Below are 15,942 nucleotides of genomic sequence, written 5' to 3' on the forward strand. Positions count from 1 at the left end.
CCTTACGAATGGCGAGTGCGCGGAAACACATTGCCGCGCCGCACGACATGTTCGATCACCCGGATGATGGCCATCAGGATCAGCGACATCGCGAAATAACAGAGGAGTGTGATCGAATAGATGCTGGTGCTATCCAGCGTCAGGTTGCGGATCGACTGTGCCGCGAAGGTGAGGTCGGCAATCGAGATCAGCGATACGAGTGAGGAAAGCTTCAGCGTTTCGATGGCCAGATTGCCGAAGGACGGCATCATCTCGACGATCGCCTGCGGCAAGGAAATGCGAAACAGCGTCTGCATCCGCGTGAAGTTCAGCGCTCGTGCGGCTTCCAGCTGCTGCACCGAAACGGAAGATAACGCGCCGCGAACGATCTCGGCGCCATATCCACCCGCATGGGCGGCGAGCACCATGACGCCGGTGGTGACGGGATCGAAACTCAGACCGACGAGCGGCAGCGCGTAATAGAACCAGAAAAGCTGGACCAGCAGCGAGGTGCCGCGAAACACCTCCGTGTAGCACAATGCGACAGTCGAGAGGATTGGTCCACCCTCGACGCGAAGAATGCCGAAGAAAAAGGCGAGTACCGTGCCAACAACAAGGGCTGCGAGCGTAATCGTCATGGTGACGACGGCGCCTTGCCACAACATCGGCAGGTAGGCGGTCATGTCCATCTGGAGTGTTCCCGAGTTCATGGTAATCGGCGCCCGGTAATGCCCGGGCGCCGGCTGGCGTCATTTTCCGGCGCAGAGATCGGCGACCTTCTTTTCGGCCGCTGCCGCGATACTCTGTTCGGAGAGGCCGTATTTTGCGAGGATTTTCTTGTAGTCGTCGGTCTTGCGGAATTCGACGAGCGCGGCGTTGAAGGCGTCACGCAATTCTTTGTCCTCCGGCCGGAAAGCGAAACCGCCGTAGTTGCGCACAGGCGCATCCTTCACGACAGGATCAACGAAGGGCTTCACCTGCTCGACATTGGCCTGGCCCTTGGCCAGTTCTGACACTGTCAGTTCCGTGGCGGCATAGGCATCGGCGCGGCTCTGGACAGTGGGGATGGCATCTGCATTGGCCGGGATGAAGACGATCTGATCTTCCTTGACGCCGACGGCGCGCAGGAAGTCTACATTGTTGGCGCCAGATACGACGGCGACCTTCAATGCAGGATCCTTGGCAATATCGGCATAGGTGGTCAGCTTTTTAGGATTTCCTTTCTTCACCAGCAGGCCTTCGCCATAGGACGAGTTCGGTTCGGTGAAGGCCACCTGCTTGCAGCGCTCGGGCGAAATGTTCTGTTCGGCGGCTGCGAAATCGAAGCGACGCGCCTTCAGCCCGGGGATCAGCGTGCCGAATGGGGTCACCGTCCAGTTGACCTCTTCGATGCCCATCGATTTCAGAACTGCATTTGCGACATCGGGGCCGATGCCGGCAGAGGTGCCGTCGGGCTGCATGTATGAATAGGGCACTTCATTGGCAGTCGCTGCGCGAATGTAGCCTTGCTTCTTCACCTCCTCGAGGGTGAGTGCGCTGACCGCTGTCACGCTAATGGAAAGAGCAAGGGCGGAAAGCCCGGCGAGTTTTGTCATATTCATGTTCTAACTCCTCTGGTTGGGTTGCGTGGTCCGTTTTCGGATCTCACTTCATTCTTCGGACTAGTTATTCTCCGTGACCGTGGCGATGACGGAAAGGCAGTCGCCGGCCTTGATGAGGCCGGGAACGTGGCGCGCTGCGAGCACGCCACTGATAGAGGCGCGGTATTCGACCGGCGCAAGACCGGTTTTTCCAACAGGGTAGACCCTGGCGATGGTTTCACCTGCCGTGACCGTGTCTCCGAGATCGCGGACGAAGACGACGAGCCCGTCATCTTCGGCAAAGGTGAAGCAATCGTTGGAGGGCATATCCAGCCAGCGGCTCGGCGTCGGCACCGCGGCGCCGGTCAGGATGCCTGCATGGCGCAGCAGGTTGATGGTACCTTTGCGGGCGATGTCGATCGATTTTGCACTGGCCGTGCCCGCGCCGCCAAGCTCGGTGGTGACAAAGACCCTTCCCAGTTCCTCGGCCGTCGTGTCCAGCATGCCGACGGCGTCAATCTCCAGCATCTTCATCGAATAGGGGGCAGCAAAAGCTGCCACCGCCTCAAAGCACCGGGCTTCCTGTATCTTGTCGGGTAATTCGTGAGCGGCAGCGTAAGGCAGGAAATCAAGCGTCCTGCCGCCTGAATGAAAATCAAGAACGATATCCGCAAGCGGTAACAGATGGCGGGTCACGTAATCGGCGATCTTCTCCGTCACGGAACCGTCCGGACGACCGGGAAAGCTGCGATTGAGGTTCCCGCGGTCGATCGGCGAGGTGCGTGTTCCCGCGCGAAAGGCCGGATAGTTGAGTGCCGGCACGATGATGATACGCCCGCTGACGTCATCTGGATCGAGTGTGTGGGCAAGTTCGAAGAGTGCGGCCGGCCCCTCATATTCGTCGCCGTGATTGGCGCCGGTCAAAAGGGCTGTCGGCCCCTCGCCGTTGGCGATCACGCAGATCGGGATCATTACCGACCCCCATGCACTGTCATCGCGGCTGTATGGTAGCCGCAGATGACCGTGCTGCACGCCTTTCTTGTCAAAATCGACCGACGACGTGATAGGTGAGGGGCGTAGCGCGGTGCTTAACATCTCTCAGCCTTTCACGAACAGTTGCCGCGGCACATTGGAGAGGCATTCGACACCCGTTTCGGTAATGGCGATACTCTCGGTGATTTCGAGCCCCATGTCGTCTAGCCACAAACCGGTCATGAAATGGAACGTCATACCGGGCTTCAGCTCCGTGCGGTCGCCGGGGCGCAGGCTCATGGTGCGCTCGCCCCAGTCCGGCGGATAAGAGAGGCCGATGGGATAACCGGTTCGGTTGTCCTTGATGATCCCGTATTTTTTCAGCACCGCAAAAAACCCATTGGCGATATCTTCGCAGGTATTGCCGGGTTTGGCAGCCGCAAGACCGGCCTCCATGCCCTCAAGCGTGGCCTTCTCCGCATCAAGGAACGCCTTCGTCGGCTTGCCGAGAAAGACAGTGCGAGAGAGCGGGCAATGATAACGGCGATAAGCGCCGGCGATTTCAAAGAAGGTGCCTTCGCCCAAGCGCATCGGCTTGTCGTCCCATGTCAGATGCGGAGCAGAAGCATCGGCACCCGACGGGAGCAACGGTACAATCGCGGGATAATCCCCGCCGAATTCCGCGGTGCCACGAATGCCGGCATCGTAGATCTCGGCGACGAGATCGCATTTGCGCATGCCCGGCTCGACTACGTCAACGATACGTTTGTGCATCAGCTCAACGATCTTGCCGGCCTTGCGCATATAGTCGAGTTCGGTCGGGCTTTTGACCGCTCGCTGCCAGTTTACAAGACCGGCGGCATCCTTGAAGCGGGCGTTCGGCAGATGTTTCTGTAAGGATGCAAAGGCAGCAGCCGAGAAATAGTAATTGTCCATCTCGACGCCGATCGACAGGCCTGACCAGCCCCGGTCATCGACGATCTTCGACAACAGATCCATTGGATGCCGTTCGGTCGATTGAACGTAGTGGTCAGGATAACCGATGATGTTGTCCTGGGCGAGGTAGGCGGTGCGCTTGGCGCCATTGGCATCCTGCTTGCGGCCATACCAGATCGGCTCGCCTTGCGGCGGCACCAGCACGCATTGGTGGACATAGAAGGACCAGCCGTCATAGCCCGTCAGCCAATGCATGTTGGATGGGTCGGTGACGACAAGCAGGTCGATGCCTGCCTTTTCCATGGCGTCGCGGGTTTTGGACAGGCGCGCGGCATATTCCTCGCGCGTAAAGTTCAGCGTTACGCTCACGCTGCGTCTCCCATTTTCACACTGTTTTCGATGATTTGGCCGCTGCCGCCGTCTTTTGCGCGGGTAAACGCGAGATTGGCGATGGCGGTGTCCTGCACTCCGGTGCCGGTCAGATCGGCAAAGGTGATGTCGCCCCTCGATACGCGACCGCGTGCCTTGCCAGCGATGACAGCACCGAGCTCGGCGAATTCTTGATCCAGCGTGACAGGCCCCGCGGCGATAGCGTGGTGCAATTCACCGAGGATTCGGGTCTGCGAAAGCCGGTCTGCGATATAGCGTGCCCTGGAAAATACGGCCGGATCGATCTCGTTCTTGTGTTCGGCATCCGATCCCATGGCCGTCAGATGCTGGCCTTCTTCAAGCCAGCCGGCAAACAGTATCGGCTTTTCGGCTGGCGTCGTGGTCACGACGATGTCGGCGCCCCGGACAGCGGTCTGCGGATCGGCCGTGGCGATGACCTCGATACCGTGTTGGCGGGCCAGATCGCCTGCGAGCCCCTCGGCCTTTTGATGGTCACGAGCCCAGATGCGTGCGGATTGAATGGGTCGCACCAGTTTCAGCGCATCGAACTGCAGACGGGCTTGCATGCCCGCTCCGAAAATTGCTGCGACGGAAGCATCTTCACGGGCGAGATACCGTGCTGCGACCGCCCCGGCTGCGGCGGTACGCACATCTGTGAGATAGCCGTTATCGAGAAGAAGGGCCTCCACCAGTCCGGTCCTTGCGCTGAAGAGGATCATCAGCCCGTTGAGGCTCGGCAGACCGAGCTTGGGATTGTCGAAAAAGCCGGGGCTGACCTTGATGGCGAAACCGTCAAAACCCGGCACATAAGCCGTCTTTACATCCACCTCGCCACGAAACTCTGGTATATCGAGCCGCAAGATCGGCGGCATGGCGACCGCTTCGGTTGCGAGCGCTGCAAAGGCCTGCTCCACGCACTCGACTGCCGACAGGTCGAGCTTCACGACAGCGCGCAGATCTTTTTCGGTTAGGATGGTGATTTGGCTCATGCAGCAGGCCCTTCGATGATCGTCTTGTGAACCGCCGGATCGATATTTCCACCCGACACGATGATCGCGGTTGGGCCGGTGATGTCCACCTTGCCGAAGAGGATCGCCGCGAAACCGACTGCGCCGGCACCCTCGACCGTCAGACCTTCTTCATGCGTCGCATGGCGGATGCCGGCTGCGATCTCTTCCTCGGATACCAGCACGATCTCGTCGAGAAGAGATTGGCAGAGCGCAAATGTGATCCGGTTTTTCAATCCAATCCCCCCTCCCAGCGAATCCGCCAGCGTTTCTTCTTCCTGGACGGTGACGGGCCGCCCGGCAGTGACTGACGCATGCATGGCCGCGCCCCGCTGCATGGAAACGCCGATGACACGTGCCTCCGGCTTCAGCGCCTTCACCGCAACGGCGATACCGCCCGCAAGGCCACCGCCCGATAGAGGAACGAGAATTGTCGCCAGTTCAGGCATGTCTTCGACGACCTCGAGGCCGATAGTGCCCTGGCCAGCCACGACGTCGGCGTGATCGAAAGGCGGGATAGCGGTCAAGCCTCTGCTTTTGGTCAGGCGCTCCACTTCCTCCTGCGCATCATCCTGTGATCTGCCGACAATCCGGATTTCCGCGCCGAGCGCGCGGATCGCCTCCACCTTGTTTGCCGGCACCAGCGCCGACATGCAGATTGTGGCGGGGATGCCGAGTTTGTCTGCGGCATAGGCCACGGCCCGGCCATGATTGCCCGTCGAGGCGGTGACGAGGCCACGCTGGCGCGTCGTATCGTCTAGCGAGAGAATGGCGTTCATCGCGCCGCGCAGTTTGAAGGCGCCGATGGGCTGAAGGGTTTCAAGTTTGAGATGAACGGGATGACCACAGCGCTCAGTGAGAAAGTCCGAGCGAACCAGCGGTGTGCGCTCCACCTGTCCCGCAAGCCGCGCCGCCGCTCGCTTTATCGCGGTCAGTGAGACTGGGAGCAAGTTGTCGGCGGCGGATATGGACAGGTTTTCGCTCTTCATGATTGTCATGTTGAGAGCGAAATAAAATCATGTCAATTATTATATTGTAATGATTCAATGATTTTCGGCTGGCAACTTCAGCCGATTGACCCGATATCGTAGACCGGCGGCAGTTGCTCGAATGTCTGCCGCACGATGGTCAAAGCCCTGGCGAGGCTTGCATGATTGAGGCGGCCGCCGAGGCATATGCGAATGCCGCCGCCATGGCTAGGACCGGCAATAAATGGTTCTGACGGGGTTACCGCGACGTTCTGGTTCGTGAGCGCGCGCACCAGTCCGTCCTCCGTCCAGCGCCGCGGAACCTTCAGCCAGGCGCAGAGGGAGAGGGGGTGGGTCGACCCTATATGGTGGCCCAGTATGTCCATGGCGATTTTCTGCCGCGCACGGGCCTCGGTGCGCTGGACATCCAGCAGCAGCCGTGCCGTTCCGTTTTCGACCCAACGGGTAGCGATCTCGGCCGTGAGATATGTCCCGCTCCAGCTCGACACTCGCAGAATGGAGGCGGCGCGGATGGAATAGGCGGGTGGCACGACGAGATAACCGACGCGCAGCCCTGTCAACACTGTCTTGGTGAAGCTGGTGACGAAGAAGCCCAGATCAGGCAGCATTTCGGTGATGGATGGCAGATCATCCTCGATCATCGGACGGTAGACCTCGTCCTCGATGACAAAAATGCCGTACCGCTCGGCAATTGCGGCGATGGCCTGCCTTCGCGCTGCGCCCGACACATGCCCGGTCGGGTTGTTAAGCGTGGGAATGAGCACCAGAGCGCGGACACCTCCGGCTGCGCAGGCGGCCTCCAGCGCTTCGGGCAAAATGCCTTCTTCGTCGGTGGGTAAGCCCTTTAGGCTGAAGCCGAGAATATTAGACAGGCCGATAATGCCGTGGTCGGTCAGGTTTTCACAGAGCACCACGTCATTAGAGCGGATAATGCAGCTCAGAGCGAGAAAAATGCCGTGCGCCGCGCCATTGGTGACAAGAATGCGTTCCGGACCGGCGGTCACGCCCATCATGCCAAGCCATGTTCTGGCCGTTTCGCGATGGCTCTCGAGCCCCGCGACCGGCCGGCAGGGGCGCATGAAGCCAGAATTGTCACCATCGGCCATCTCGCGAAGAATGGCGCGCGAGGCATTTTCATGGTCATCGAGATAAACGCCGCGGATGATGGATAGATCGAGCACCTCGGTTGGGCTGTGATCAAGCATCATGCGACCTGCCCGCTCCGTCACCCGCGTCTTCACGAAGGTTCCACGGCCAATTTCGCCGCTGAGATAACCAAGCCGCTCCGCCTCCTTGTAGGAAAGGCTGACCGTCTGGACAGAAAGGCCGAGTTCGCGGGCCAGATCGCGGTGTGTCGGCATGCGGTCCATCGGCTTCAGAACGCCGGCGTCGATATCAGCAATGAGGCGTTCCGTCAGTGCGGAATGTTTCGTTTCGCCTTTCTGCTTGGCTAGCGTCGGTCGCCATGCCACCGGTCTCGTTGGGGAAACTGGATCTGGGCTGGGTGAATTGGCTTGACGACGCATGAAATTGTCTCGTTTTCGACGAAGGTAATTTCATGACATTATGCATGCTTCTATGAAAAGATGAAGCCTTATGCAGCGCAGACAGCAACTGCGCTGCAAAGAGGCGCAGTTGCCGTCGAAATGAGCAGCATTTGCGACGTTGAAAACTGAAGCTGCCGATCAGATTTTCTCGCCGGCCTGGACCAGATCATCCATGACACTGCGGACAGCGGCTTCAGCAATGGCGATGATCTCGTCGACTTCCTCCCGGGTCGTAACGAGCGGCGGTGCAAAGCCCAGAATATCGCCATGCGGCATGGCGCGTGCTATGAGACCGCCGTTGCGCGCTGCCTTGGAAACGCGTGCACCCACCGTGAGTTGAGGGGCAAAACGCGTCTTTTTTTCCCGGTCCGCCACGAATTCGATAGCGCCCATCAGTCCCACGCCGCGCACCTCGCCGACGATCGGAAGCTGGGCGAACTTCGCCTTCAGTTGTTCCTGGAAATAGCTGCCAACGGCTCGTGCATTGCCTGGCAGGTCTTCCTTTTCGACGATGTCGAGCACGGCGTTTGCAGCCGCCGCTCCGATAGGATGGCCGGAATAGGTGTAGCCGTGGGAGAAGGCGCCGACGCGATCCGCGCCTTCTTCCATCACCTTGTAGACTTTCTCCCCGACGATAGCGCCGGAAAGCGGGAAATAGGCCGAGGTCAGGCCTTTAGCGACGGTGATCAGATCCGGCTCAATGCCATAATGCTGTGAACCAAACATCGAACCCGTGCGGCCGAAGCCGGTAATAACCTCATCGGCAATCAACAGGATATCGTATTTTTTGAGAACCTCCTGAATGGCCGGCCAGTAACCTTCCGGCGGCGGTGTGATACCGCCCGTTCCGAGCACCGGCTCGGCGATGAATGCACCAATCGTGTCCGGTCCTTCGCGCAGAATAAGCGCGTCCAGCTCTTCCGCGCGCCGCCTCGAAAATTCCAGCTCCGTCTCACCGGCTTCTGCGCCCCAATAGTGATGCGGAACGCCTGTATGCAGGATGCCGGCCCGTGGAAGGTCCATATGGTCGTGATAAAAACTCATGCCGGTCATTGAGCCGGAAACCACGCTGCAGCCGTGATATCCCCGTTCGCGGGAGATGATTTTCTTCTTTTGCGGCTTGCCGCGCAGATTGTTGTAATACCAAACGAGCTTGGCCTGTGTCTCGTTGGCGTCTGACCCTGACATGCCGTAGAAGACCTTGCTCATTTTGCCTGGTGCCATTCTGACGAGGCGATCGGAAAGGATGGCCAGCTCATCCGTCGTGTGGGCGGCATAGGAATGATAATAGGCAAGGCGGTAGGCCTGGCGTGAAATCGCCTCAGCCACCTCGGTACGTCCATAACCGACATTAACGCAATAAAGACCGGCGAAACCGTCGATCAACTGCTTGCCGTGCGCGTCCTGAATGCGGATGCCCTTGCCGGTTTCGACAATGGTGGGCTCGCCGAGTTTGCCGCTGGCAAAATCCTTGAGCTGCGTGAAAGGGTGCAAAACGGCGTTTCGATCCATTTCCGCAATATTCTTGACGTCGATTGTCATAGGCGAGTTCCTTTTCACGCAGCTAAGTTGCCGAAGCAGACATATTTGGGTTCGAGATATTCCATGAGACCATGACGCGAGCCCTCACGACCAAGGCCGGACTGTTTCCAGCCGCCGAAGGGAACGGGCGCGCCGGTAAATTTCGGCGTGTTGACGGCTACCATGCCATATTCCAGTTGATGCGTCAGACGCATCGCCCGGCCGAGATCGTTGGTGTAGAGATAGGCCGCAAGCCCCATCTCCGTCGAGTTGGCGCGTCGCACGACCTCCCGCTCGTCATCGAATGGCAAGATCGCGGCCACAGGACCGAAGGTCTCCTCCCGCGCGATCAGCATGTCGTCTGTGACATCGGCCAGCACGGTCGGGGTGACAAAATTGCCGCCGAGCGGACTGTCCTGCCCGCCGCAGATGAGCTGTGCACCGGCAGAGAGGGCCTGCGCGATTTGCTTGCGGCACTTTTCAGCGACGGAGGGGCGTGTCATCGGCCCTATATCGATGCCAGCCTCGAAACCGTGGCCGACCTTGAGTTCGGCACTTGCCTTGCCGAACTGACTGACGAAGCGGTCATAAATACCTCGCTGGACGTAAATCCGGTTGGCAGCGAGGCAGTCCTGCCCCGATGTTGCGAATTTCGCCCCGATGCAACCTTTTACGGCTTTGGAGACATCGGCGTCGTCGAACAGGATGAAGGGCGCGTGACCTCCAAGTTCCAGCGAGGCCTTCTTGATGGTCGCCGCCGATTGCGCCAGCAAAATACGACCGATTTCAGTCGAGCCGGTAAAGGAAAATGCGCGCACATCGGTGTGTTGCAACAGGCGATGCGCAAGTGGTGCGGCGTGACCAGTGATGACCTGGAATACGCCGGCGGGCATTTCAGCTTCCTCAGCGAGCTTTGCCAAAGCGAGCGCCGAGAGGGGTGTTTCAGGCGCCGGTTTGACGATCATTGTGCAGCCAGCGGCAAGCGCTGCGCCCGCTTTGCGGGTGATCATAGCAGAGGGAAAGTTCCACGGCGTGATGGCCACGGTGACGCCTAGCGGCTGCATCTGGACCGAGACACGGCTGTCGGGCAAATGGCTCGGTATCGTCTCGCCGTAGGCGCGCTCGCCTTCGCCGGCAAACCAATCAAGGAAATTGGCAGCGTAAGCAATTTCACCAAGCGATTCCGAGAGTGGTTTGCCCTGTTCGGCCGTCATTATGACGGCGAGATCATGCGCGTTGTTGCGCATCAACTTGCCCCATTCGCGCAAGATCTGCCCGCGTTCGGTTGGAAGTTTGTCGCGCCAATCTGGAAAGGCATTTTTCGCGGTACTGACGGCATCATCCGCATCCTCAAGCGAACATGCCGCCACACCGATGAGATCTTCTCCGGTCGCCGGATCAATGACACTGAGCGTTTCATCGCGAGCAGCCCAACTGCCATGGAGAAAAGCGCGTCGCTCGATCAAATCGGGCCGCCGCAGGTTTTTTAATGCAGTGCTTGCAATACTTCTCATATGGAGCTCCCGGTAGATTTACAGGGAGACTAATCAAGCGCATTGAGCGGTTGACTGCGTTAATTATATCGTTCAAGCCGGAATTTCGCTTATTTTAGGTTCCGTACGCAGGATTTGTGCATGAATACTCTCGATAGAGCGGACAAGGCGTTGCTTGAGGCCGTTCAAAAAAACAATCGCCTTACGTCGGAAGAGCTGGCGCAACTCGTCAATCTTTCACCGACCGCATGCCAGCGGCGCCTCAAACGTCTGCGCGAAGATGGCGTCATCGAAGCGGATGTCGCCATCGTGTCGCCGAAGGCCGTTGGGCGCGGCATTACCATGATCGTGCTCGTTTCACTGGAGCGCGAACGCGCCGATATTGTCGATCGCTTCAAGGCGGCCATCCGCGCGACCCGGGAAGTGATGATCGGATATTATGTGACGGGAGATGCCGACTTCATTCTGGTCATCACCGCCAAGGACATGGAGGACTATGAGGCCTTTACCCGGCGGTTCTTTTACGAAAACCACGATATCAAGGGCTTCAAGACCATGGTCGTCATGGACCGGGTAAAGGCCGGATTTTCCTTTCCGATCGAGGTTTGACGACTTGCGGTTCACAGATCTCGCCACTAGACGTCCGGGGTGGTTGAAAAGGCTGATGAGTGTTTCCTGAGACCTCTCTACCCATCCAGACCTCGCAGTTAACCCTTCGCCGTTTTGAGCCTACGGATTTCGACGCCTATGCCACGTATCACAGGCGCGGCGACGTCTATCGTTTCCTGTACGCCTCGCGGAAAAATTGACCCTGGTTGGGGCAGGTTAACACGCTGATCAATTTGCCGTTTCTTCGGCGTGGCGGGGGTCAGCCTCTCGCGCCATGGAGGGGTCAAATCCCACGCTGAAACACATTTCAGGCTGTTAAAGAGCGTAGCCGCTTGACCGTAACGGAGCGGCTTTCCTCGCTGGCGGAGGATATGCGCGATGGCTATCAACAAGGTTTCAGTGCCGGTCTCAGCAATCTGGCCAGCGTGGCCGGGCGAACCATGGTGCTGGAGCGAACGATGAAGGTGCCGCGAAACATCGTCTGGAAAGCCTGGATGAACAAAGAGGCGCTGCCACAATGGCGGGGTCCTGACGGCTTTTCCCGCCGCATGAAGAGCATTGACCGGCGGACCGGCGGCGCATGGGTCTTTGACATGATCGGCCCTGGCGGAACAGTCTTTCCGAACCATCATCGTTATGTCGAGGTCCGGTCCGAAGAGAGGATCGCCTATACGCTGCTATGGGGCGAAAACGGGCCACAACATGCCGATGCGTGGGCCTGAAGATCAGGATGGCACGACGAAAGTTGTGCTGGGCATGGTGTTCAGCACGGAAGCCGAGTTCCAGCGAGCGAAGGGTTTCGGTGCCGTGGAACTGGGTCAGCAAACGCTGGCCAGGCTGGAGCGCTTTGACTCCTCAGCAGCGATCCTATCGCCTTGAAAAAGTTGTTCCGCGCTGTACACAGCAACTGGACCCGTTTGAGCCGCGCCAGGGAAGCTCGATAAAATCATCAGAACCAGTGCGGGGTGGCGGAGATCGTGGGAAAGCCACACGAACGCCAAAACAAGCGGCTGCAATTAGAGGCGAGTTCCTTGATAAGGAAACGGCTTCCATCGGCTCAACGGGTTTTTGTCAACTGTGTATATGGGAGCAAGTTTGCTGCGGCAGACAGTCTTTTTCTGTCGGTGATGGCATTCCAACGATGTAAACAGGAAACAAGTGCTCGGGATCGTTTTGAGGGCGGGCTGATTTCGGCGCTGCGGGATTGTTGAAAGCCTTGGCTCCTGCATGCGGTTTGGAGAAGCCAATTGCCGCCACCGGAGTCGTTGTCCTGCTTATTTCTCATCGGTGCATTCTAGGAGTTTGCTTCGGCCGGATCCAAAAAGGTTGCGGAATGGTCACACCCTTTCTTTCGACAGAAGGTTTTCCATAAATTGCAACCGCTAAAGTTGTTGCGATGACGTGTCGGGATGATATCTCTGCGTCAGGTTGAATCATTGAGGGGACGAGGGATGAAAAAGTTGGGGGCGATTTTGCTGATGGCTCTTTTGAGCGCATGTGCAAAGCCATCTGACGGACCGACCGCAGGCAATATCCGGTCTGCGACTTTACCGCGAACCAACGAGAAAATCCCCGTCATCGAGCTGGCTAACGCATCGGCAGCCACGGTTTCCGCCGCAAGCACACAGAACGCCTCCGGGCCCGGCCTTACCGCGCTTCGCAACACCGGTTACAACTCCCAGAGATTGCGGCGCGGCGACGTTATCGACATTACCGTGCTGGATACGGGAGAAGACGGACTTTTCTCCCCGACACAGAGCAAGACGCTTAATCTCGGCCGCTTTACAGTGGATCAGAGCGGCTCGGTGAATATTCCCTTTGTTGGCAAACAGAGGGTTGTTGATTCCACACCGGAAGGGCTGCAATCGCAGGTCGTTGCCGGCCTCAAGGGGTCGGCCGTGAATCCGCAGGCCGTCGTTACTGTCGTTGATAAGCCGACGAGCGCCGTCATGCTCAGCGGCGCGGTGAAAAATCCCGGAAAGATCGTGCTCACCGCCCGGCAGGAGCGGGTGCTCGATGCGCTCAATCAAGCAGGTGGCCCTACTGTCGCTGCGGGAGCGGCCACGGTCACTGTCGTTCGCGGCTCGCAAAGGGCCAGCGTGCCTCTTGACCGCGTCATGCGGGAAGACCGTCAGAACATCCGCCTGTCACCGGATGATCAGATCATGATCGATGGCGACGCGGCGAGCTACACCGCACTCGGTGCCTTCAAGAGTGCCGGTGAATTCCAGTTTGAAGCCGGAAAGCTGACCCTTGCGCAGGCCGTCGGCCGCGCCGGTGGCTTGCTGGATGACCGCGCAGACGCGCGCAATGTCTATGTCTTCCGCAATGAGATTGTTCAGGTTCCAGCCGCAAGGATACCGGGCGCGAAAGGCCCGGTCGCTACGGCCACGACCATGCGGCCTGTGATATATCACGTCAACATGCGCGACGCTTCCAGCATCGCACTCATGCAGCTCTTCCAGATGCAGAAGGGCGATGTGCTCTATGCCAGCAACGCGCCGCTGGTGGATTCGGCCAAGCTGCTGACCGTGTTCCAGAAGAGTGTGCCGACTGCGGCGGCGCCGCTTCCCGGCGGCGGCAACTGACCAATGAGGCGTTACAGAAGCTGTAAAGCTTCCATTGCCGATTGTGGGCGCAAAGCGGGATCATAATGGCAACAGGCGTCCGCAAGATCTGCGAGGCATTGCGGTGATTGTGCCTTATCCGTCTCGATTAGCCGCCTGGCGAGCCGTCCCACGGCATATATATCCTGATCCGGCTTTGCAGGTGCGCCTTGCATCTGTTCCGGCGGCGAAAATTCAGTTGAGGCAGCAAAGCGCAGGCCCTGTCCGGCGTGTTTACGACCAATCTGCAGGGCGATGCCGAAGTCGCCCAGTCTTGCCGTTTCGAACTTACCATCAGACAGCAGAATATTGGCGGGCGTGACGTCGCAGTGCACATATCCAAATGCATGCACTGCACTCAGCGCTTGCAGCACGCGGCGAAGGATCACGATCGCCTCCGAGGCGGCAATCGGTTGCGCAGATATGATTGATGCCAGTGAGTGCGCAAACCACGGCTGCAACAGACCCGGCCGACCATCGGGTAACCGCAAAAGGGCGGACGTTTCCACAAGGCAGGGATGGCGCAGCGCGAGCCCGATCTCGGCCTCGTCCCATAAACGGTGCAGCAAAACGGTGTCGTCCCTGCGGGCAGGCGGCACGGTTTTAAGCGCGTGCAGCGAGCCGAGATCGCGGTGGCGCAATTGGAGCAAAAGTGTCGTCTCGCTCTGGTAAGCTGTGAAATTCACGGCAAAGCTGTCCGCAATCCAGTCCGGTTTTTCGCCAGAAATATCTGGTAATTTTCGATCCAGCGCATTTCGGATCTGGTCGATCAGGTCTTGCTGCTCCTGATAGCTTCTTTCCCGCGTGCCCTCATGGCGGATGCTTCGCCAAAGGTCGGAAAAGCGTGCGGCTACCTCTGGATATGCAAGTTCATTGTTCACGCCGGTTTCCAATCACAATAGCGCTTATATTCTCGCGGGCGTTTTCGATGAGCGCTTCCTGGACCAGGGCATTGGCGCAATCCTTGACTGGGGTGTTGAAGACGATCTCGGCGATGGCGCGGTCCCGGAGGATCTGCACAAGCGGGTAACTGCACAGCAGGACCCTGTCCTGCAAACCCCACTCCTCGAAAACGATGTCCGGCCGGAACTGCTGGGAAAGCCCGACACATTGCGAGAGTTGCTTTTTCATGCCGACAACGACGTGATCGCGCGAAAGCTGGTGCATGGTGCCGTTTTTCAGGAGATAGGCGCGCGCATCACCAGACCACAGGACGCTCAGCCTGCGCGAGATGATCGAAGCTATGACGACGCTGGCCATCGGCCTGACATCGGCACCGGTCGTCTGGCGGGAGAGGAGCAGGCTGTTGATGGTGCCAAGCCTTCCCCTGATCTGTTGCGCCATCATCTCCGGGTTTTCGGCATCTGGCGTTTCCGCAAGTATATTCGTGGCGAGACGGGCGGCCTCTGCAGCGCTGTGCGAATCACCTTGGCCATCCGCTATGGCGAAGAGGGAAGGTGTCTGGGAAACGAAAAGAGCATCCGCATTCAGGGAAAGCCGCGTTCCAGGGTGTGTGGCATAGCTGTAGGTCACAGATGACGGCTGTTCCGCTGCCGGCGCAGGCGCTGGCGCCACGGGCGGCATTTGCTGTTTTGTTTTCTCCGGCGCCGTTGCTGGAATTGGCGCTGGCGTTGAACGGTCCTCGCCGCCTTTGCCCGGCATGTCGCTAAAGAGGCGCACGAAATCGGAGGCTTTGGGTTTGCCGTCAAATTTGAGGCCGCGGGCACGACGGCTGATGGGATCGATATACCACCAGAGGCTCGTCGGCATACGGCCGCGCACCATTTCCGGCACATCCTCCTCTTCCCGCGATTTTGGCAGACGTAGTTTTTTGATCGAAGTAATAAACCGGGAGATGTCGAATTCGCGGGTCATCGATGTCTCCGCCAGCGCCTCCGCGGCCATGAACCAGGTATCGTCGAGATAGAGGCTTCGTGGATGTTCGCGGAAGCCATTGAGCTGCGCGATGATGGCGAGCGGATATTTGCGTCCCACCCGGTCCGCACTCGGCACCAGTACACCGACATAGGCGCAGTTTCCCCATATGCCGCGCTCAATGATGAAGCGTATGGGTGGCGACGAAGAGAATATTTCGGGCCATCGGCCCGTAAACATATCCGCACCGGCGTACATGCCGGATCGCATCCAGCCGTCAAAGGTACCGATCAATTCCCGCTCGAGCCCATCGGAGATGAAATCGCCATGACTTGGGACCTTGCCGAAGAAACCGATGCGATCGCTTTCCGTCGTCGTTTGCGTGGACCTTGATGCCTGATCGGCCATCAGTTGCGATGACCCGCTGTCTTTATCGTG

13 protein-coding genes and 1 pseudogene are annotated in these 15,942 nt (G+C 58.7%); 3 read left to right on the forward strand and 11 right to left on the reverse strand.

Translation table 11 applies throughout. The features are described from left to right. Positions 1-2: 2 nt before the first annotated feature. The 9 genes from ehuC to J5276_RS24045 form a co-directional block, all read right to left on the reverse strand. Positions 3-668 (reverse strand): ectoine/hydroxyectoine ABC transporter permease subunit EhuC, encoded by a 666-nt coding sequence (ehuC, locus tag J5276_RS24005; protein WP_019566767.1) that lies wholly within the window; start codon positions 666-668, stop codon positions 3-5. 60 nt (positions 669-728) lie between these two features. Beyond that, positions 729-1,580 (reverse strand): ectoine/hydroxyectoine ABC transporter substrate-binding protein EhuB, encoded by an 852-nt coding sequence (gene ehuB / locus J5276_RS24010; RefSeq protein WP_004431450.1) that lies wholly within the window; start codon positions 1,578-1,580, stop codon positions 729-731. Between the two features lie 60 nt (positions 1,581-1,640). Continuing rightward, positions 1,641-2,654 (reverse strand): N(2)-acetyl-L-2,4-diaminobutanoate deacetylase DoeB, encoded by a 1,014-nt coding sequence (doeB, locus tag J5276_RS24015; RefSeq protein ID WP_111796494.1) that lies wholly within the window; start codon positions 2,652-2,654, stop codon positions 1,641-1,643. Positions 2,655-2,657: 3 nt separating this feature from the next. After that, a complete protein-coding gene (gene doeA / locus J5276_RS24020) occupies positions 2,658-3,836 on the reverse strand; it encodes an ectoine hydrolase DoeA (protein WP_111796493.1) in 1,179 nt (392 codons plus the stop codon). Continuing rightward, positions 3,833-4,846 carry an ectoine utilization protein EutC gene (gene eutC / locus J5276_RS24025; protein ID WP_111796492.1) on the reverse strand — a complete coding sequence of 338 codons (1,014 nt, stop codon included), beginning with the start codon at positions 4,844-4,846 and terminating at the stop codon, positions 3,833-3,835. The genes doeA and eutC overlap by 4 nt, the downstream gene beginning before the upstream one ends. Continuing rightward, positions 4,843-5,862, reverse strand: coding sequence for a hydroxyectoine utilization dehydratase EutB (gene eutB, locus J5276_RS24030; protein WP_162694926.1), 1,020 nt, complete (start codon positions 5,860-5,862; stop codon positions 4,843-4,845). Before eutB ends, eutC begins: the two co-directional genes overlap by 4 nt. A gap of 68 nt (positions 5,863-5,930) precedes the next feature. Then, positions 5,931-7,379 (reverse strand): PLP-dependent aminotransferase family protein, encoded by a 1,449-nt coding sequence (locus J5276_RS24035; RefSeq protein WP_209159681.1) that lies wholly within the window; start codon positions 7,377-7,379, stop codon positions 5,931-5,933. A gap of 159 nt (positions 7,380-7,538) precedes the next feature. Further along, complete coding sequence (locus tag J5276_RS24040) at positions 7,539-8,942, reverse strand: aspartate aminotransferase family protein (RefSeq protein ID WP_035200479.1); 1,404 nt, start codon at positions 8,940-8,942, stop codon at positions 7,539-7,541. 14 nt (positions 8,943-8,956) lie between these two features. Continuing rightward, complete coding sequence (locus J5276_RS24045; RefSeq protein ID WP_025594823.1) at positions 8,957-10,435, reverse strand: NAD-dependent succinate-semialdehyde dehydrogenase; 1,479 nt, start codon at positions 10,433-10,435, stop codon at positions 8,957-8,959. A 120-nt stretch (positions 10,436-10,555) separates the two neighbouring features. Between J5276_RS24045 and J5276_RS24050 the strand changes: the two genes are divergently transcribed. From J5276_RS24050 to J5276_RS24060, 3 genes and pseudogenes are all read left to right on the forward strand, one after another. After that, a complete protein-coding gene (locus tag J5276_RS24050) occupies positions 10,556-11,023 on the forward strand; it encodes an Lrp/AsnC family transcriptional regulator (protein ID WP_019566776.1) in 468 nt (155 codons plus the stop codon). Between the two features lie 305 nt (positions 11,024-11,328). Further along, positions 11,329-11,902: pseudogene (locus J5276_RS24055) on the forward strand (SRPBCC domain-containing protein); the annotation flags it as partial. 572 nt (positions 11,903-12,474) lie between these two features. Beyond that, positions 12,475-13,611, forward strand: a complete 1,137-nt coding sequence (locus J5276_RS24060; RefSeq protein ID WP_013761001.1) for a polysaccharide biosynthesis/export family protein — start codon at positions 12,475-12,477, stop codon at positions 13,609-13,611. 11 nt (positions 13,612-13,622) lie between these two features. Here the strand turns inward: J5276_RS24060 and J5276_RS24065 are convergent, their stop codons facing one another. Further along, a complete protein-coding gene (locus tag J5276_RS24065) occupies positions 13,623-14,510 on the reverse strand; it encodes a protein kinase (RefSeq protein ID WP_013761000.1) in 888 nt (295 codons plus the stop codon). Continuing rightward, entirely contained in the window at positions 14,500-15,912 is a 1,413-nt protein-coding gene (gene tagF, locus J5276_RS24070; RefSeq protein WP_111796490.1) for a type VI secretion system-associated protein TagF, read from the reverse strand. The genes J5276_RS24065 and tagF overlap by 11 nt, the downstream gene beginning before the upstream one ends. Positions 15,913-15,942 lie beyond the last annotated feature (30 nt).

Origin of the sequence: Agrobacterium sp. S7/73, assembly GCF_019355535.1 — a bacterium.
In the GTDB taxonomy this organism is placed as follows: domain Bacteria; phylum Pseudomonadota; class Alphaproteobacteria; order Rhizobiales; family Rhizobiaceae; genus Agrobacterium; species Agrobacterium tumefaciens.